Annotated in this window: 14 protein-coding genes; 4 read left to right on the forward strand and 10 right to left on the reverse strand. The window is 66.8% G+C overall.

What is annotated here, in order from left to right; genetic code table 11:
- Nucleotides 1-50: 50 nt before the first annotated feature.
- The 6 genes from AC1KAR_RS14250 to AC1KAR_RS14275 all read right to left on the reverse strand — a co-directional run bounded on the left by AC1KAR_RS14250 (nt 51) and on the right by AC1KAR_RS14275 (nt 8,205).
- Nucleotides 51-1,034: a branched-chain amino acid ABC transporter permease gene (locus tag AC1KAR_RS14250; protein WP_480318771.1), complete on the reverse strand. Its 984-nt coding sequence runs from the start codon at nt 1,032-1,034 to the stop codon at nt 51-53.
- Nucleotides 1,034-1,774 carry an ABC transporter ATP-binding protein gene (locus tag AC1KAR_RS14255; RefSeq protein WP_480318773.1) on the reverse strand — a complete coding sequence of 247 codons (741 nt, stop codon included), beginning with the start codon at nt 1,772-1,774 and terminating at the stop codon, nt 1,034-1,036. The genes AC1KAR_RS14250 and AC1KAR_RS14255 overlap by 1 nt, the downstream gene beginning before the upstream one ends.
- A 147-nt stretch (nt 1,775-1,921) precedes the next feature.
- Complete coding sequence (locus tag AC1KAR_RS14260; protein WP_480318775.1) at nt 1,922-2,677, reverse strand: ABC transporter ATP-binding protein; 756 nt, start codon at nt 2,675-2,677, stop codon at nt 1,922-1,924.
- 64 nt (nt 2,678-2,741) lie between these two features.
- The gene (locus tag AC1KAR_RS14265; RefSeq protein WP_480318777.1) at nt 2,742-3,941 is read right to left on the reverse strand and encodes a substrate-binding domain-containing protein; all 1,200 of its coding nucleotides are present in this window, start codon (nt 3,939-3,941) and stop codon (nt 2,742-2,744) included.
- A 230-nt stretch (nt 3,942-4,171) separates the two neighbouring features.
- Entirely contained in the window at nt 4,172-6,526 is a 2,355-nt protein-coding gene (locus AC1KAR_RS14270) for a TonB-dependent receptor plug domain-containing protein (protein WP_480318779.1), read from the reverse strand.
- 176 nt (nt 6,527-6,702) lie between these two features.
- Nucleotides 6,703-8,205 (reverse strand): sigma-54 interaction domain-containing protein, encoded by a 1,503-nt coding sequence (locus AC1KAR_RS14275; RefSeq protein WP_480318781.1) that lies wholly within the window; start codon nt 8,203-8,205, stop codon nt 6,703-6,705.
- A gap of 131 nt (nt 8,206-8,336) precedes the next feature.
- Here AC1KAR_RS14275 and AC1KAR_RS14280 point away from each other — a divergent pair, with 131 nt between their 5' ends.
- A complete protein-coding gene (locus AC1KAR_RS14280; RefSeq protein ID WP_480318783.1) occupies nt 8,337-9,833 on the forward strand; it encodes a vWA domain-containing protein in 1,497 nt (498 codons plus the stop codon).
- Between the two features lie 43 nt (nt 9,834-9,876).
- Here AC1KAR_RS14280 and AC1KAR_RS14285 read toward each other — a convergent pair whose 3' ends face one another.
- From AC1KAR_RS14285 to AC1KAR_RS14300, 4 genes are all read right to left on the reverse strand, one after another.
- Nucleotides 9,877-10,377 carry a PaaI family thioesterase gene (locus AC1KAR_RS14285; RefSeq protein ID WP_480318785.1) on the reverse strand — a complete coding sequence of 167 codons (501 nt, stop codon included), beginning with the start codon at nt 10,375-10,377 and terminating at the stop codon, nt 9,877-9,879.
- A 13-nt stretch (nt 10,378-10,390) separates the two neighbouring features.
- On the reverse strand, nt 10,391-12,196 hold the full coding sequence (locus tag AC1KAR_RS14290; protein WP_480318787.1) for an acyl-CoA dehydrogenase: 1,806 nt from the start codon (nt 12,194-12,196) through the stop codon (nt 10,391-10,393).
- 96 nt (nt 12,197-12,292) lie between these two features.
- Nucleotides 12,293-13,435 (reverse strand): acyl-CoA dehydrogenase family protein, encoded by a 1,143-nt coding sequence (locus AC1KAR_RS14295; protein ID WP_480318789.1) that lies wholly within the window; start codon nt 13,433-13,435, stop codon nt 12,293-12,295.
- 38 nt (nt 13,436-13,473) lie between these two features.
- Nucleotides 13,474-14,694, reverse strand: a complete 1,221-nt coding sequence (locus AC1KAR_RS14300) for an acyl-CoA dehydrogenase family protein (protein WP_480318791.1) — start codon at nt 14,692-14,694, stop codon at nt 13,474-13,476.
- A 351-nt stretch (nt 14,695-15,045) separates the two neighbouring features.
- On the opposite strand from AC1KAR_RS14300, the gene AC1KAR_RS14305 reads away from it, so the two are divergent.
- From AC1KAR_RS14305 to AC1KAR_RS14315, 3 genes are read left to right on the forward strand one after another with little or no spacing between them, the layout of a single operon-like run.
- On the forward strand, nt 15,046-17,151 hold the full coding sequence (locus tag AC1KAR_RS14305) for a 3-hydroxyacyl-CoA dehydrogenase NAD-binding domain-containing protein (RefSeq protein ID WP_480318793.1): 2,106 nt from the start codon (nt 15,046-15,048) through the stop codon (nt 17,149-17,151).
- Nucleotides 17,152-17,192: 41 nt separating this feature from the next.
- Nucleotides 17,193-18,371: an acetyl-CoA C-acyltransferase gene (locus AC1KAR_RS14310; RefSeq protein ID WP_480318795.1), complete on the forward strand. Its 1,179-nt coding sequence runs from the start codon at nt 17,193-17,195 to the stop codon at nt 18,369-18,371.
- On the forward strand, nt 18,371-19,144 hold the full coding sequence (locus AC1KAR_RS14315; protein WP_480318797.1) for an SDR family oxidoreductase: 774 nt from the start codon (nt 18,371-18,373) through the stop codon (nt 19,142-19,144). Before AC1KAR_RS14310 ends, AC1KAR_RS14315 begins: the two co-directional genes overlap by 1 nt.
- Nucleotides 19,145-19,154 lie beyond the last annotated feature (10 nt).

A 19,154-nucleotide genomic window follows, 5' to 3' on the forward strand; every position in this document is an offset into this window, starting at 1 on the left:
CCGCTCAGGCTGAGGTATCGAAGCCCCGCTCGATCTGCGCAGGGGGGCGTTCATCGATTCGCCACCGGATACAGCCCCTGCGGCCGCCACAACAGAATCGCCACCATCAACCCGATGTTCGAGAACATCGCGAGCTTGGGCATCAGGAACCCGCTGTAGTTGGCGAGCAGGCCGACAAGCAGCGCACCGACGAAGCAGCCAAAGGTCGACCCCAGCCCGCCGATGATGATCACGATGAAGATCAGCACGTTGACCTGCGCGCCCATCTGCGGGATCACGCTCTGCTGGTAAAGGCCCCAGAGCACGCCGCCGAGTCCTGCGAGTGCGGAGCCCGCCACGAACACGCCGACGAACAGCCGACGGATGCGGTAGCCCAGGCTCTCGACCATCTCCCGGTCTTGCACCCCGGCGCGAATCAAGAGGCCAAGCTTGGTGCGGTTGAGCGTGTAGAGCAGCGCGGCGAGCACCACCGTGCCGATCACCACCGCGAGCAGGCGGTACTTCTCGACGGCGGCATCGCCGAACAGCAGCGAGCCGCGCAGCGCCTCGGGCAACGGCATCGGGATCTGCGCCGGGCCCCACACGACCTTGATCAGCTCCTCGCCGATGATCATGCCGCCCATGGTGATGAGGATCTGCTTCAGGTGCTGCCCATACACGGGCCGCACCAGCACGCGCTCGAAGGCCCAGCCCACGCCGCCAGCGACTGCCATCGCCACGCACATCGCCGCGAACACCGCGACGAGATTGCGCGCGAGGCTGGCGCTGCCCGTCCAGTCGCCCATCACGCCGAACACGCTGGTCGCGATGAACGCACCGAGCGCGATGAACACGCCGTGGCCGAAGTTCAATACGTCCATCAGGCCGAACACGAGCGTCAGGCCCGAGGCGATGATGAAGACGATCATGCCCATGGCGAGGCCGGCGACGGTGAGCGTGAGCCACGAGGAGGTGGAGCCGATGGCGGGCAGCGCGAGCAGGGCGAGTGCCGGCACCAGGGCGAGCGGCAGCCAGTCGAAAGAGGCCTTGTTCATCATTGATGCGCCCCCAGTGACAGCCCAAGCAGGCGCTGCTGAAGGTCTTCGTTCTCCGCCAGCTCGGCCATCGCCCCGCGGTGCACCACCTGGCCGTTGTCCATCACGGCCACCTGGTCGCCGAGCGACCGGGCCATGCTGAAGTTCTGCTCCACCAGCAGCACCGTGGTCTGCGTGCGCTTGAGTTCTCGCAACGCGGCGATGAGGTTCTGGATGATGGCGGGCGCCAGGCCCTTGCTCGGCTCGTCGATCAAGAGCAGGCGGCGCGGCTCGACCATCGCGCGGGCAATGGCCAGCATCTGCTTCTGTCCGCCCGAGAGCTTGCCCGCCGGGTGCAGCCAGAACTTCTTCACCGCCGGGAACAGCTCGAACAGCCATTCGAGCCGCTGCGTGTCCATCTGCTCCACGGTGCGAGCGCCACGCGCGGCGAGCAGCATGTTCTCGCGCACCGAGAGGTCGGCAAAGATGCCCATGTTCTCGGGCACATAGGCGATGCCGAGTTGCGCGATCCCGGGCGTGGGCAAACCGGCGATGTGCTTGCCATCGAAGGTGACCGTGCCCTTGGATGCCGCCCACAGGCCCATGATGGTCCGCAGCGTGGTGGTCTTGCCCGCACCGTTGCGGCCGAGCAGCATGGTCACCTGACCAGTGGGCACGTCGAAGTCGACGCCGTGAAGGATGTGGTACTGGGCGATGTGGGTGTGCACGCCCGAGAGGCTGAGCAGCGGTGTGGATGTCATTGCGCTTGGCATGTCAAAGCCCGCTCAGGCTGAAGTATCGAAGCCCGGCTCCGCGACCGCATGCGCGAGGCTTCGATACTTCAGCCTGAGCGGTTTGTGCTGCGCGGAGAGCAGTTGGCGGCGTGCGGTGAACGAGAGGAAGTGCGCTCATGCCGCATCCTCCGCCGTCACGCCCAGGTAGGCCTGCTGCACCACCGGCGAGGCAATCACCGTCGCCGGGTCCCCATCGCCCACCAGCTGGCCGTTGTGCAGCACGATGATGCGGTCGGCCAGCTCGCGCACCACGTCCATCTTGTGCTCGACCAGCAGGATGGTCACGTCGCTCCTGTCCTTGAGTGCGCGGATGAGGTCCAGGATCACCGGCACCTCGTCCACGCTCATGCCGGCGGTGGGTTCGTCGAACATGAAAACCTTCGGGTCGAGCGCCATCAGCATCGCCACTTCGAGCTTGCGCTGGTCGCCGTGCGGCAGGCTGCTCGCGGCCACCTCGGCCTTGTCGCCCAGGCGCACCTGCTCCAGCAGCGCATGCGCGCGCTCCAGCGTGTTGCGCCGGTCCAGCCACACCGACCACAGGTTGAGCCCTTCGCGGCGGCGCGATTGAACGGCCAGTCGCACGTTCTCGACCACCGACAGGTTGGGAAACAGCTGCGTGAGCTGAAAGGCCCGCCCCAGGCCGCGGTGCGTGCGCGCCGAGGTGGCCTCGTGCGTGATGTCGACACCGTTCAACTTCACCACCCCTTCACTCGCGCGCAACTGGCCCGAGATCAGGTTGAAGTACGTGGTCTTGCCCGCACCGTTGGGCCCGACGATGGCCGTGAGCGTGCCCGGGGTGAAGGCGCAGCTCACATGGTCCACCGCCACGTGCCCGCCGAAGCGGATGGTGAGGTCTCGGGTTTCGAGCATCTGGTTTTCGTGGGGCACGCCGGTATGACGGCGTGCATCCTCGGAGCCCTTGGGGGGGCGTCGATCAGCGCTTGTTCCGGATCGGCACGTTCATCTCTTCCGGCTTGATCTCGCGCACCAGCTCGGGCACACCCCAGGTGAAGGCCGGGTCGGCCTTGATCTTGAAGTGGTACATCGACTGCATGGCCTGGTGGTCTTCCTTGCGGAAGGTCATCTTGCCTTTGGGCGTCTCGAAGCTCATGCCTTCCATGGTGGCGATGAGCTTGTCGGTGTTGGTCGCACCCTGCGTCTTCTTGAGCGCCTCGACCACCGCAATGCCGGCGCTCATGCCGCCGGCGGTGAAGAAGTCGGGCGGTGCCTGGAGCTTCTTGTAGTGGTTGGCCACCAGCCACTCGTTGACCGGGTTCTTCGGGATGCCGAAGTAGTAGTAGGCCGCGCCCTCCATGCCGGGGAACTGCTTGTACGCGGTCATGGCCGGCAGGATGTTGCCGCCGGTGGCGATCTCGATGTTGTAGCGCTTCAAGTCGAGGTCGGCGATCTTGAACGGGTTGCCCGCGCCGGCCCAGATGATGAAGATGATCTTGCGCCCCGGCGCGTCCTTCAGCTTGTCGATGATGCGCTGCGCACCGGCGGTGAAGTCGGTGGTGTTGGTGGGCAGGTATTCCTCATGGACGATCTTGGCGGTCTTGATCGCATCCTTGAAGGCCTTCACGCCGTCGCGGCCGAAGGCGTAGTCTTGCGCCAGCGTGGCGATGCTCACGCCCGGCTTGTCGAGCGCCACCGCATTGCTGATGGCATCCTGCGAGCTGTTGCGCCCGGTGCGGAAGATGTACTTGTTCCACTTGTCGCCGGTGATCGAATCGGCAACGGCCGGCTCGACCAGCAGGATCTTCTTGTACTCCTCGGCCACCGGCAGCAGGGCCAGCGCCACGCCCGACGAGGTGGGGCCGATGGCGAGGTCGACCTTGTCGTCGCCGAAGGCCGTGGCCAGCAGGCTCTTGCCCACATCGGGCTTGCCTTGGTCGTCCTTCTCGATCAGCACGATCTTCTTGCCCGCCACCGTCATGGTGCCGCCAGTCGCGTACTCCAGGCCCATCAGCAGGCCGGTCTGCGTCTGCTTGCCGTAGGCCTCGAGCGGGCCGGTCTTGCTGTAGACGTGGGCGATGCGGATCTCGCCCTTGGTCTGGGCCATGGGGGCAGACGCGGCTGCCAGGGCAGTCAGGGCGATGGCAGCGAGCGTGGTGCGGCGGCGAGCAAAGGGCATGGTGTCTCCTGTGGGTTTGCTTTGGGCAGACGCATGTTGCGCGTCGTCCTGTAGCCAAGCCAGCGCAAGCGCTGTGCCAGAACGCACCACATCAGGGCAACTACCGAGATCACCTAGGAGAACCAGATCAGAACGCAGCCCACGATTGCCCACTTTCAAGACACAACAGTGGGACAACTGTCTGCAATCCAGTCATTGCCCGGAACCCAGGCACTCGCGGGCCGCGAGCGTCAGAGGCGCATCTCCAGGCGCAGCGCCCAGTTGATGTAGGTGGAGTCGGTGCTCCGCGAGACATCGCGCAGGGTGGCGTTCTCGAAGCGGCTGCCGGTCTCGTAGTCGCGCGGCGCGAAGTTGCTGGCCGACAGACGCAACTGCGCCCAGCTGTTGACTGTCCAGAGCGCGAAGGCATCGCCCACCAGCTTGTCGCTGACGTCCGCCCACTGCGTCTCGCTGATGCGGGTGCTGTAGCCCGGCGTCCAGTTGAGGTTGCCGCCGATGGCGAGCGGCAGGCCGGCGAACTTGTAGTCGAGGCCGAGGTTGGCCGTGCCGTCGGGCTGCTGGTCGATGCGGTTGTCGGGGCCGGGAACGGCGCTGATGTGCGAGCGGAAGAAGCTGACGTTCGTGCGCACGTCGATCTTCGGTGCGCCTTCGATCGCGTCACTCAGGCGGAAGCGCGCCTCCAACTCGATGCCTTGCGTGCGCGCGTCGCCGACGTTCTCGGTGCGCGTGACATAGCGCGGCGCGTTGGGCGAGTAGGCCACGTCGATTGGCGTGGTGGTGGTGACCGAACGCATGTAGTCGCTGATCTGCCGGTAGAACACATTGGCACTGAGCATGCCGCCGCCGCTGAGATAGCGCTCGAAGGCGAGGTCGAGGCCGGTGGCCAACTCGGGCTTGAGGTCGGGGTTGCCCACACGGTCGGGCCGGCTGGGATCGTTGGTGCCTTCAGACAGCGGGGCGCGACTGTTCACGCTCGGTCGCGCGATCATGCTCTGCAGCGATGGCTGGCGGTACGTGCGCGTGAGGCTCATGCGAACCTGGTCGTTGCCCTTCGGGTCGGGCTTCCACACCGCATGCAGCAGCGGAGACCACACGCTGCTGTCGTTCTTCACGTCTTCCTGCACGCCGGTGCCGACGTCGTAGCCGTTGCTGCGCGTGCGGATGCCTTCCCAGCGCAGGCCGGCGTGCGCCGACCAGTTGGGGTTGAGCGTCCATTCGTCCTGAACGTAGGCGGCCACGCGGGTGATGCGCGCAGACAGGTTGTCGCCGGTGTCGGCCAGCAGCGGCTGCCCGTTGTACAGCGTGTAGCCGTTGTCGTCGCGCTGATTGGATTCGACCTCCATCCCGGAGACCAGGCTTTGCTCGCCATCGAGCAACGCGGTGTACTTGCCACCGAGCGTGAGGCTGACGTCGCGCGTGTCGGTGTGGTCTTCGCGCGTGTAGGGCGCGGTGAGGGCGCCATTCTCATCACGGCCACCCGTGTCGAGGCGGAGCGAATCCGACTTCGAGCGGTTCGTTCCGAGATTGCTGCGCAGTTCGAGCCGGCCGCTCTCGGCCACCTGCTGCTTCCACTCGGCATTCAGCCGACCCATGCTGAAGCTGCTTTCGCCGCGGGTCTCGCTCTGGGCATAGGGGAAAGACGGGTCGGTGCCCCCCAGCCACTGAAGCTGGCTGCTGCGCTGCGTCTCGCCGGACGAGTACACGATCATCGGCTGCAGCATCAGCGAACTGCCTTGCTCGCCACGCCAGTTCAGGCGTCCCGTCGCGTTGATGGAGTTGCGCTTGTTCTGCGACTGCGAGGTCTCGCGCTGCAGAGAGGTGAGCTCGCCCGTGCTCAGGTCGGTGATCTCCTCGGTGCTGACACTCTCGTCCTTGCGGTCGTTGTGCCGCGCGGAGAGCGAGAAGTTGTAGATCAGGTCATCGAGCGTGTCGTTGCGCGTCCAGGAGAAGTCGGGCTGGAAGCGGCCGTTCTCGAAGCCGGTGCCCACGCGCAGGTTGTTCAGCCGCTTTCGGTAGCCCTCGCGCGTGACGATGTTGATGACGCCGGCGATGGCACGCGCCCCGGTCTCGGCCGTGGGGGCGCGCTGCACCTCGATGCGTTCGACCTGCTCGGGCTCCAGCGAATCGATGCTGAAGCCGGGCGGCATGCGTTGGCCATCGAGCAGGATCAATGTGTAGCCGCTGCCCATGCCACGCATGCGCGGGGCGCCGCCGCGGCCCGGCGTGCCCGAGATCGTGACGCCCGGCAGGCGCTTGAGCGTCTCGCCGATGGTGCTGTCGCCGTAGCGCTCGATGTCTTCACGGCCAACGACGATCTTGGCGGCGGTGGAGTTACGGCGTTGTTGAACGTCGCTCTCGCGTGCGCCGGTGATGACCACCGGCGCGAGCTCCTGCGCCGGCCGCGACGCCGAAGCGGCAGGGCTCGGTGCCGCGGCGGAAGCGGCGGCGGCTGGCTCGTTCGCCGAGGCGGCAGGTGCCGGTGCCGGTGCCGGTGCCGGTGCCGGTGCCGGCGTCGATGCGGCGGAGGCCGCCGGCGCGGGCGCCGTCTGGGCCTGGGCGGCGCTCGCCAGGATCGCCAGGGTCAACACAGACAGGGCATGGGGAATCAAAGGCGAAACAACGCGGGCACGGCGAGACATGAGAACGACACGAAGAAGCAAAGCCGAGAGCATGCCTGCGAAACCAGACGCCCACGTGGCGCGAGACGGCGTATTTGGTTGCTGCGAGGTAAAGCGCCACACCCCGGCACCCGCCGCGCGGCTCAACCCGGCGCGATGTGCGGCAGCTTCTCGTACAGGGTGGCGCGCGAGATCCCCAACAGGCGCGACGCCGCCAGCTTGTTGCCGCCGGTGGCGGCGAGCGCGTCGCGGATGGCACGTGCCTCCAGCTCAGCGATCGCCTGCGGCAGCGGGGTGATGCTGGCCGGCGACACCGTGGCAGCCGAACGCGTGAGGCCTGGCGCGCTCGGCGCTGCCGCAGCCCGTGCCTCGGCAGGTGGGACGGTGGATGGAACGGCGAAGGCCACGCGCGGCGCTCCCGCGGCGAGCAGCGCGCCGAAGTGCGCGGCGGTGAGCACCAGGTCGTCCGTCATCAGCGTGGCCTGCTCCAGCACGTTGCGCAGCTCGCGGATGTTGCCGGGCCAGGGCTGCTGGGCGAGGAGGTCGAGCGCGTCGGCGCTGAGGGCCTTGTGCGGCAGGCCGCTGCGTCGGGCGATGTCGTCGGCCAGCGCATCGACGAGCGAATCGAGATCGGCGATGCGCTCGCGCAGCGTGGGCAGGCGGATCGGCAGCACGTTGAGCCGGTAGTACAGGTCGGCGCGGAAGTCGCCCGCCGCCACCATGGCCGGCAGGTCGCGGCTGGTGGCGGCGATCACGCGCACGTCCACCCGCTGCACGGCGTTGCTGCCCAGGGGTTCGAGCTCCTGCTCCTGCAGCACGCGCAGCAGCTTGCTCTGAAGCGCGAGTGGCATGTCGCCGATCTCGTCGAGAAAGAGCGTGCCGCCGTCCGCCAGCTTGAACTTGCCTTCGCGCCCGCGGCGGTCGGCACCGGTGTAGGCGCCGGGCGCCACGCCGAAGAACTCGGCTTCGAGCAGCGTGTCGGGCACCGCGGCGATGTTCACGCCCACGAAGGACCGCGCGGCCCGCGCACTCGCAGCGTGGATGGCATGGGCCAGCAGCTCCTTGCCGGTGCCGGTCTCGCCGAGCAGCAGCACGGTGCTGTCGGTTTGCGCCACACGGCGCGCCTGGCGCTTGAGCTCCATCGCCTGCGGGCTCGAACCGATGAAGCTTGCCACCGTGTACTTGGGCCGGCGCTGCGCGGCGAGTTGCTGGCGCGCGTCGTCTAGCTCGCGCTGCAGGCGGCTGAACTTGGTCATCAGCGGCTGCATCGTGGTCTCGGGGTGGTCGAGCAGCACCATGCCCAACGCGCCGATCACCTCGCCGCGGGCGTCGCGCAATGGCAAGCGGCTGACGAGAAAGGTGCCGGCCTGGTTGGTGAGCAGATCGACCAGCATGGGCTGCCCGGAGTCGACCACGTGCGCCATCAGCGTGTTGGGCACCACCTCTTCGACCCGGCGGCCGACGAAGTCGGACTCCTCGTGCCCGAGGTCGGGCAGGAATCGCTTGTAGCCCTCGCTGATCCAGACGATGCGGTGGTTGCGGTCGATCACCAGCATGCCCATCGCGGCCTGCGCGAGGTTGTCGAACATGCTTTGCGCAGCCAGCTTGAGCAGGCCGTCGGTGTCGGCTGGGAGGTTGGAAATCATGTCGTCGAGCCCACGCGATTGCGGGGGTCGAGCATCCCACAAGGTAGGGACGCGCCGCGATTGGGAGTTTCGTCCAATGGCCCTTCGACTCGCACTCGTCTCATCCACACACCCACGTAAGGGACCCAGTCATGAACAGAACCGCCCATACCAGTCTTGCGCTCCTGTGCGCCGCCGTGCTCGCCGCCTGCGGCGGAGGCGGTGACGACGCACCGGCCGAGGCACAGCCCGACCCTGCCGCCGCGCCGGCCCCCGCGCCGACCAGCCAGTCGGTCAGCGGCATGCTGGTCGTGCCGATGTCGATCACTGCGTCGTCGACATCCGCGATGCGCCGCGCCGCGTGGATCGAATCGCCGAAACAGGCTCTCGCCTACCCCGGCTGCCCCGACGTGCCCGACGGCTATGCCCCGCTCGCCTCGGTCCCGATCGAGTTCGCCAACGCGGGCGGCGCGGTGCTCTCCACGCTCACCACCGACCCCTGCGGCGCGTTCTCCGGCAGCATCGACCTGGGCGCCACCGTGGCCACGGCCAACCCGAGTGCGGGCTCGCCGATCACCCAGCCGGTGAGCAGCCTGATCACCGTCGCCGGTGCGCCGCCGGCCATCGTGTCCACCCTGCCCGCGGGCGCGTCCTACGTGATCGGCGTGGTGCAAGATTTGGGCGCCGGCCGGATCGCCATGACGGTGAGCGACAGCATGACCGGCAAGGCGGTGCTGGGCCTGACCGGCACCGATTTCAGCTTCAGCGCCGCCGGGGCGGCACTCACGCTGGCCTCGCTGAACTACGGCGCCAGCCAGGGCCAGGGCAGCGCAAGCGTGTCGGTCGTGCTCGACTCCAGCAGCTCGATGGGCTCCAACGTGGGCACCACCGGCCGCAGCCGCTATCAGGTGGCCGCACTCGCGGCGCATGAACTGCTCAACGGTCTCGCGCCAGGCGCCGACGAGGCCAACGTGACGATCTTCAGCTCCAGCATCTTCACGATGAACGACGCCAGGCTCGCCACGCTGAACTGGGTCGACACCGCGGGTGTCGCCATCCCCGACTACACCTTCAGCGTCACCGGCCGCACGCAAGACATCCCCAAGCTGCGCCCCGTGATCGACGCCTACAACCCGCGTTCGCAGATCTACCGCTCGAACGCCACCGCCAGCAACACCGACCCGGTGCACGCCGCCACCGGCAACCTGCGCATCGCCAGCTCCTATCCCTACTCGGGCAGCACTGCGTTCTACGACGGCACCATCAGCGGCGTGAACGCGCTGACCGGTGCACTCAACTCGCGCAAGATCGTGGTGTCGATGACCGACGGGCAGGAGAACGCGTCACGCGCCCGCCTGGATGATGTCGTGGCCGCCGCCACCACCCAGGGCATCCCGGTGTTCACCGTGGCCTTCGGCGCCGCGCGCGACGTCGATGAGCCCAGCATGCAGCAGATCGCCGACCGCACCGGTGGCCAATACCGGCGCGTCGAAGGCACCGATCTGGCGGGGCTGTTCCAGGGCATCCAGACCGGCATCCGCTTCCAGTACGTCGCGGGCCTCGGCGCCGCACCCGCCTCGGGCACGGTCGTGACGATCACGCTCAGCCGCGGTGGCGTGCCAGTCACGCGCACGCTGACGATCCAGTAGGCCATTGCGCAGGGCCCGCTCTCCCGAGCGGGCCCGCAGAGGATCAACCCTCGGGCACTTCTTTCGCCGCAGCGCCGGTACCGGCCAGCGGCTCGACCACGGCAAACACGCCGCTGCAGCGCAGCACCACGCGCTCACCGATGCGCAACTCGCACTCGGCGAACGACAGCCGCGCGCCGTGCTTGCGGATCTCCACATGCGCCTCCAGCCACTCACCCACGCGGGCGGCCGAGAGGAAGTCGGTGGAGAGGTTCACCGACACCAGCGCGGCGGTCGGCTTGCGGGTGAGGTGAATGTTGCGGCCGAGCGCGCTGTCGGCCAGCGTGACCAGCATGCCGCCATGCACGATGCCGCGCATGTTGGTGTGCCGGTCCGCGAGGCGCAGGCCCATGATGACCCCACCGTGGTGGGCCGGCCGCTGGTAGATCGGGCCGGCCTGCGCCAGCCACTTGCCACCGGGCATCAGCGGCACGAAACCGCCGGGAACGTCGTCGCGGGTGCTGTCGCCGGCCCTCACGTCGCGTTTGCTGTCGTCGCCACTCATCCGGTTGCTCCCGTCAGAACCAGGCGTCCTGCATCGCCAGCGTCGAGTCGTTCAGGCTGCGCAGCAGGTCATGCTGCGGCTTGCAGCGCGGCAGCTCCCAGTCGAAGAACCAGGCGCTGGTGTGGAGCTTGCCGCGGTAGAAGTTGATCTCGTCGTCGCCCTTGGCCTGGCCGAGAGCGCGGGTCGCGACCACGGCTTGCCGCAACCACTGCCAGGCGACGACCGTGTGGCCGAAGGCCTCCAAAAACACCGCCGAGTTCGCCAAGGCGAGCTCACCCTGCTCCTTCAACAGCGGCGCCAGCGCCTTCACGGTCTGGGTGACGTTCGACCACGCGATGTTCAGCGCATCGGCGTTTGCGCTCAGCGTTTCGTAGGCCGAGGCCTCCTTGACGGTGGCTTGCATCTCGCGGCCCAGCAGCTCGAGCGCCGCGCCTTGCTGCATCACCACCTTGCGGCCCAGCAGGTCGATCGACTGGATGGCATGCGTGCCCTCGTGGATCGGGTTCAGGCGGTTGTCGCGATAGAACTGCTCGACCGGGTACTCACGCGTGTAGCCGTAGCCGCCGTGGATCTGGATGGCCAGGCTGTTGGCCTCCAGGCACCACTGAGAAGGCCAGCTCTTCACGATCGGCGTGAGCAGTTCCAGCAGCAGGCCGGCCTCGATTCGTTTGGTCTCGTCGGTGCCCGTCTTCTGCTCGTCGACCAGGCGCGCCGCGTAGAGCCCCAGGCCGAGCGAGCCTTCGACATATGCCTTCTGCGCGATCAGCATGCGGCGGATGTCGGCGTGCTCGATCAGCTTGACCTGCGGTTCGTTCGGGTCCTTGCTGCCGGCGCGACGACCCTGCGGGCGCTCGCGGGCGTATTGCAGCGAGGCCAGGTAGCCGCGGTAGCCGAGCATCACTGCGCCCATGCCGACGCCGATGCGGGCCTCGTTCATCATGTGGAACATCGCGGCCAGGCCTTGGTTGGGTTGGCCGATCAGTTCGCCGTAGCAAGCACCCTTCTCGCCGAAGGAGAGCATGGTCGAGGTGGTTCCGCGCCAGCCCATCTTGTGGATCAGGCCGGCCAGGGCAACGTCGTTGCGCTCACCGAGCGAACCGTCGCCGTTCACCCTGTACTTCGGCACGATGAAGAGCGAGATGCCCTTCACGCCGGCCGGAGCACCCGGCAGGCGGGCGAGCACGAGGTGGATGATGTTCTCGGAGAGCTCGTGGTCGCCGCCCGAGATGAAGATCTTGTTGCCGGTGAGGCGGTAGCTGCCATCCGGCTGCGGCACGGCGGCGGTGGTGATGTCCGACAGGCTGGAGCCGGCCTGCGGCTCGGTCAGGCACATGGTGCCGAAGAAGCGGCCGTTGAGCATGTGTGGCAGGTAGCGCTTCTTCTGCGCGTCGGTGCCGAACTTGTTGATCACGTTGGCATTCGACATCGTGAGGCCGACGTACGAAAAGGTCGCCGCATTCGCGCTCTTGAAGATCGCCGAGAAGGCCTGGCCCATCAGCACCGGCAACTGCATGCCGCCGAGTTCGTAGTCTTGCGTGGGCGCGATGAAGCCAGCCTCGCAGAACGCGCGCAGCGCTTGCTTCACCTGCGGAATGATCTCGACGCGCTGGCCGTCGAAGGTGGGCTCGTTCTCGTCGCTCTCGCGGTTGTGGGTGAAGAACTTGTCGGCCGCGATCGCCATGGCCGCATCGAGCGCGGCGACGAAAGTCTCGCGGCTGTGATCGGCGTGGCGCGGGCGTTGCGTGAGCGATTCGGCGTCGAGTACCTCGAAGACCTGGAAGTCGAGGTCGCGGCGATTGAGGATGAGTTCTGCAGTCATGGCGGTGGCATCGAAAGAGTGAAGAAGGGCCCGCAGCGGTTGGCTGGCGGGCCCTTGGGTCTTGCGCGTTGGCTGAGTGTCGTCAGCGTGGTCGCATCAAGCGGCGAGCAGGAGATCGCTGACCTTGCCGAGGTGGTGATCCACGTCGCCGAAGGTCTGGTTGATGACGGTCAGGCGCTTGAAGAGGTGCGCTGCCATCAACTCGTCGGTCACGCCCATGCCGCCGTGCATCTGCACCGCGCCCTGGCCCACCGTGCGAGCCGATTGGCCGACGTAGGCCTTGGCCGCCGACACGTTGCGACGCCGCTCGGCCGGATCCTTGGAGTCCACCTTCACCGCAGCCAGCAGCGCCATCGCGCGGCCGTACTCGGCGGCCATCGCCATGTCAGCCATGCGGTGCTGCAGCACCTGGAACTTCCCGATGGGCACGCCGAACTGCTTGCGGTTCTTGAGGTACTCGAGCGTCTGCGCATTGAGCGTGTCCATCACGCCCACGGCCTCGGCGCACAGTGCGGCAGTGCCACGGTCGATGGCGTGCTCGATGGCCGGCAGGGCCTGGTTGACCTGACCCACGAGCGCATCGGCACCGATCTTCACTTCCTTCAGGATCACGTCGCCGGCGCGCTGGCCGTCTTGCGTGCCGTAGGGGCGGATCGTCACGCCGGCCGCCTTGGCGTCGACGACGAAGAGCGAGACGCCATTGGCGTCGAAGGCCGAGCCCGAGGTGCGGGCCGACACCAGCAGCTTGTTCGCCGACGGCGCGGCCAGCACCACGGCCTTGTGGCCCGACAGCGACCAGCCGTCGCCGTCTTTCTTGGCAGTGGTGGCGACGTGGTTCACGTTATAGCGAGCGCCCGGCTCCTGGTGCGCCAGCGTGACGAGCGTCGTGCCTTGCGTGATGCCGCCGAGCAGCGTGTCCTTCTGAGCAGGGCTGCCGATCTCGTTGAGCAGGCTGCCCGATACCACGACCGACGGGATGAAGGGTTCGAGCGCGAGCGCGGTGCCGAGGGTTTCGGCCAGGATCATCACGTCGATGCCGTTGCCGCCCAGGCCGCCCACTTCTTCGGGGAACGGCAGGGCCAGCAGGCCGAGCTCGGCGTAGGTGGACCAGGCCTCGGCGCTGTGGCCGAGGTCGCTCTTGGTCAGGCTGCGGCGGTGCTCGAAGCCGTAGTCCTTGGCGAGGTAGCGCTTGAGGCTGTCCTGGATCGCGGTTTGTTCTTCGCTGAGATTGAAGTCCATGGTGCTTCCTTGGTGTTCTGTGTGTCGTGGCTCGGCGATCAGAGGCCCAGGATCATCTGGCTGATGATGTTCTTCTGGACTTCGGTGGAGCCGCCATAGATGGTGGTCTTGCGGGTGTTGTAGTACGCGCCGGAGGCATGGCTCTCGCGTGCAGCGAAGAAGTCGGTGAGCGGCTGCGGATTGCCCGACAGGTCGCTCGATTCACGCAACCAAGCGATGGCGTAGGGGCCAAGGGCCATCATGGCGAGCTCGGTCAGCATCTGCTGGATCTCGGAGCCCTTGATCTTCAACATCGACGCCTCGGGGCCGGGCGCGTGCGCCTTGCCTTCTTGCGAGATCAGCTTGAGGTTGGTGATCTCGAGTGCCATCAACTCCATCTCGAGTTGGGCCAGGCGATCACGGAAGCGTTGGTCTTCGATCAGCGGCTTGCCGTTGTCGCCGGGCTGCTTGCGCGCCAGCGACTTGAGGCGCTTGATCGCGGCCTTGGAACGGCCCACGCCGGCGATGCCGGTGCGCTCGTGGCCGAGCAGGAACTTGGCGTACGTCCAGCCCTTGTTCTCTTCGCCGATGCGGTTCTCGACCGGCACGCGCACGTTGTCGAACCAGACCTCGTTCACCTCATGGCCACCGTCGAGCATGATGATTGGCTTGACGGTGATGCCCGGCGTCTTCATGTCGATCAGCAGGAAGCTGATGCCTTCTTGCTGACGGCCTTCGGTGCTGGTGCGCACCAGGACAAAGATCCAGTCGGCGTACTGTCCGAGGGTGTTCCAGGTCTTCTGGCCGTTGACGATGTAGTGCTCGCCGTCCTTGTCGGTGCCGCGCACGGCGCGGGTCTTGAGCGAGGCGAGGTCGGAGCCCGAACCCGGCTCCGAGTAGCCCTGGCACCACCAGTCGTCGGCGGCCAGGATGCGCGGCAGGTAATGAGCCTTCTGCGCCGCATTGCCGAAACGCATGATCACCGGCGCCACCATCTTCACGCCGAAGGCGAGCTGCATCGGGGTGCCGGCCTCGGCGCATTCCTCGTCGAAGATGTGCTTCTGCACCGCATTCCAGCCGGGGCCGCCGTACTCCTCAGGCCAGCCCGAACCACCCCAGCCCTTGGAGTGCAGGATCTTTTGCCACTTGGTGATGTCTTCGGCGTGGTGACGTTCACCGCCCTGGCCGCGGGCGCGGATGTCGTCGGGCAGGTTGGCGGCGATGAAGGTGCGTACCTCCTCGCGGAATTTCTGTTCTTCTGCGGAGTATTCGAGATCCATGGTGTCTCCTGCGGCAATCGCGGGGTGTGTGGTGGGAGAGAGGGGTTCCAGAAATGGATGCATATTCTGCATCGCAAAACGCCAAAGTATAAATTGGAACTTCTACCAAGGACAGTGCCTGGATTGCCCCTGAATGCCTGTCACAGCCGCGACAAGCCTGGGGCGCGAGCATGATACTCGTCGGGAATCACCTTGTTTACAAGGCGGACTGCGACGGATACGATGGGCGCTTCTGCAAAATGAAGTTCTGCATTGCAGAATCAAGATTCAAGTCGCGCTGACGCGGCCCTCGCGGCCAACCCCGTTCGGCGCATCGCTGTCCCCTCCCGTGCCTTTCAGGAGCTTTCCCACATGAGCAATCAACCGACCTCCACCCAGTACGACGTTCGCGGCTCGGTGGCCGTCGTCACGCTGAACAACCCGCCGGTCAACGGCCTGGGCTACGGGCTGCGCAGCGGCACCGTCGAAGGCGTCGACAAGGCACTGGCCGACCCCAAGGTCACCGCCATCGTGCTGATCGGCAGCGACCGTGCCTTCTCGGGCGGCGCCGACGTGAAGGAATTCGGCACCGCCAAGGCCGGCATGTCGCCCAACCTGCTCGACGTGATCAAGGCGGTCGAGAACTCGACCAAGCCGGTGGTGGCCGCGATCGGCGGCATGGCCCTCGGCGGTGGCCTGGAGCTGGCGATGGGCGCGCATTTCCGCGTCGCCAAGCCCGATGCGAACCTGGGCCTGCCCGAAGTGAAGCTGGGCCTGCTGCCCGGCGCCGGCGGCACGCAGCGCCTGCCGCGCCTGATCGGCTTGGAAGCCGCCCTTAACATGATCGTCTCGGGTGCTCCCGTGCCGGCCAAGAAGTTCGAAGGCTCGCCGCTGGTCGATGCCATCGTCGAAGGCGACCTGCTCGAAGGCGCCATCAAGTTCGCCGAGAAGGCTGTGGCCGACAAGTTGCCCCTCAAGCGCGTGCGTGACCTGAAGGTCAAGCAAGTCGCGCCCGGCAACGAGGCCTTCCTGCAATTCGCCCGCAACATGGTCGGCGGTACCGCCAAGAACTTCCCTGCGCCGCTGAAGTGCGTCGAGGCCGTGGCGGCCGCGGCCACCAAGTCCTTCGACGAAGGCATGAAGTTCGAGCGCGATCTGTTCCAGTCGCTGATGCTGACCCCCGAGTCGCGTGCCCTGCGCCACGTGTTCAACGCCGAGCGCGCCGCCGGCAAGATCCCTGATGTGCCCGAAGACACCAAGCAGCGCGAGATCAAGAAGGTTGGCGTGATCGGCGCCGGCACCATGGGTGGCGGCATCACCATGAACTTCCTGAACGCCGGCATCCCCGTCGTGCTGCTCGAGATGAAGCAAGAGGCGCTCGACCGCGGCATCGGCATCATCCGCAAGAACTACGAGAACTCGGCCGCCAAGGGCAAGCTGACGACCGAGCAGGTCGAGCAACGCATGGCCCTGATCACCCCGACGCTGACCTACGACCCGATGAAGGAAGTCGACCTGGTCATCGAAGCCGTGTTCGAGAGCATGGACGTCAAGGAACAGGTCTTCAAGACGCTCGACGAAGTGTGCAAGCCCGGCGCGATCCTGGCTTCCAACACCTCGTACCTCAACGTCGACAAGATCGCCACCTTCACCAAGCGCCCGCAAGACGTCATCGGCCTGCACTTCTTCAGCCCGGCCAACGTGATGCGCCTGCTGGAGATCGTGCGCGGCGCCAAGACCGCCAACGACGTGCTGGTCACGAGCCTGGCGCTCGGCAAGAAGATCAAGAAGGTCGCCGTCGTTTCCGGTGTGTGCGACGGCTTCATCGGCAACCGCATGCTGGCCCGCTACGGCGCGGCCGCGCAAGGCCTGATCAACGCCGGCGCCCTGCCGCAGCAGATCGACGGCGCCCTGCAGAAGTACGGCATGGCCATGGGCCCGTTCCGCATGGGCGACCTGGCCGGTCTCGACATCGGCTGGGCCACGCGCAAGCGCAAGGCTGCCGAAGCCGGCGTGGCGCTCACGCCCAACGTGGCCGACAAGCTCTGCGAAGCCGGCCGCTTCGGCCAGAAGACGGGCTCCGGCTGGTATCGCTACGAAGCGGGCAAGCGCGACCCCATCCCTGACGCGACGACCGAACAACTCATCAACGAGTACCGCGCCGCCAACGGCATCACCGCCCGCAAGATCAGCGATGAAGAAGTGGTCGAGCGCTGCATCTTCGCGCTGGTCAACGAAGGCGCACGCATCCTCGAAGAAGGCATCGCCGCCCGCGCATCCGACATCGACCTGGTGTACCTGAACGGCTACGGCTTCCCCGCGCACCGCGGCGGCCCGATGCTCTACGCCGACATCGTGGGCCTGCCCAACGTCGTGCGCGCCCTGCGCCGCTTCGCGGCCGAGCCGGGTGCCGACGCGTCGTGGCAGCCCGCCGCGCTGCTGGTGAAGCTCGCCGAAGAAGGCAAGAGCTTCAACTGAGCCGTCACGTCGAACGCAGAACACACAGACAAGGAATCATCATGACCGAAGCCGTCATCGTCTCCACCGCCCGCACCGGCCTGGCCAAGAGCTGGAAGGGTGCCTTCAACATGACCTACGGCGCCACGCTCGCCGCCCATTCGATCGAGCACGCCGTCAAGCGCGCCGGCATCGACGCCGCTGAAGTCGAGGACGTGTTCCTCGGCGGCTCGCTGTCCGAAGGCACCACCGGCGGCAACATCGCCCGCGTGGCCGCGCTGCGTGCCGGCCTGCCCGTCACCACCGCCGGCGTCACCATCAACCGCTTCTGCTCGTCGGGCCTGCAAGCGATTGCCATGGCAGCGCACAGCATCATCGTCGACGGCGTGCAAGTCGCCATCGGCGGCGGCGTGGAGTCGATCTCCTGCGTGCAGAACGAGACCAACCGCCACATGCGCGCCGACCCCGCCATGCTGGAGCAAAAGCCCGAGATCTACTGGAGCATGCTGCAGACCGCTGAGATGGTGGCCAAGCGCTACAACATCTCGAAGGAATCGCAAGACGAATACGGCGTGCGCAGCCAGCTGCGCGCCGCGGCCGCCCAGGCAGCCGGCAAGTTCAACGACGAGATCGCCGCCATGACCACCACCATGGGTGTGGTCGACAAGGCGACCGGCCGCCTGACCACCAAGCAGGTGACGATCGCCGCCGACGAAGGCATCCGCCCCGACACCACGCTCGAAGCCGTGGCCAAGATCCGCGCCGCCCTGCCAGGCGGCGTGGTGACGGCCGGCAACGCCAGCCAGTTCTCCGACGGTTCTTCGGCGTGCGTGCTGATGAACGGCAAGCTGGCCGAGCAGCGCGGCATCAAGCCCATGGGCATCTTCCGCGGCTTCGCGGTCGCCGGCTGCGAGCCCGATGAAATGGGCATCGGCCCGGTGTTCGCCATCCCCAAGCTGCTCAAGCAAACGGGCCTGAAGGTCAGCGACATCGGCCTGTGGGAGCTGAACGAAGCCTTCGCCTGCCAGGTGATCTACAGCCGCGACAAGCTGGGCATCCCCGATGACCGCCTCAACGTCAACGGCGGCGCCATCGCGGTCGGCCACCCCTACGGCGTGACCGGCTCGCGGCTGACCGGCCATGCGCTGATCGAAGGCAAGCGCCGCGGCGCCAAGTACGTGGTCGTCACCATGTGCATCGGCGGCGGACAAGGCGCGGCTGGCCTGTTCGAAGTGGTCTGATGGGCGTCAAGCAGCTGTTCAGCCTCGAGGGCAAGGTTGCCCTCGTCACCGGCGGCTCGCGTGGCCTCGGCTTGCAAGCCGCCGAGGCGCTGGGTGAGATGGGCGCCAAGCTCATCCTCACCGCGCGCAAGGCCGATGAGCTCGCCGAAGCACAGGCCCATCTGCAAGGCCTGGGCATCGAAGCCCAGGTCATCTCCAACGACCTGTCGAAGTTCGACCAGATCCCCGGCATGGTCGACCAGGCCCTCAAGGCCTACGGCCAGATCGACATCCTGGTGAACAACGCCGGCGCCAACTGGGCCGCGCCCGCCGAGGACTACCCCGACGAGGCCTGGTACAAGGTGATGGGCCTCAACGTCAACGCGCCCTTCTTCCTCAGCCGCGAAGTCGGCAAGCGCGCGATGATCCCGCGCCAGAGCGGCAAGATCATCAACGTCGCCTCGATCGCCGGCCTCAAGGGCAACAGCCCGGGCGTGACGATGGTGGCCTACAACACCTCCAAGGCCGCGGCCGTCAACATGACGCGCGCCCTGGCCTCCGAATGGGGTGCATACAACATCAACGTGAACGCGCTGTGCCCCGGGTTCTTCCCGACCAAGATGACGCACGGCCTGCTCGATAAGATCGGAGACAGCGTGGTCGCCCGCGCACCGCTGCACCGACTGGGCGGAGAAGAAGACCTCAAGGGAGCGATAGTTTTCCTGGCCAGCGAAGCCTCGCGCCACATCACCGGGCATGCCCTGCCGGTGGATGGGGGCAGCAGCATCACCTGAGATCTCTCCC

It is taken from the genome of Piscinibacter sp. PDB1-1, assembly GCF_056675995.1.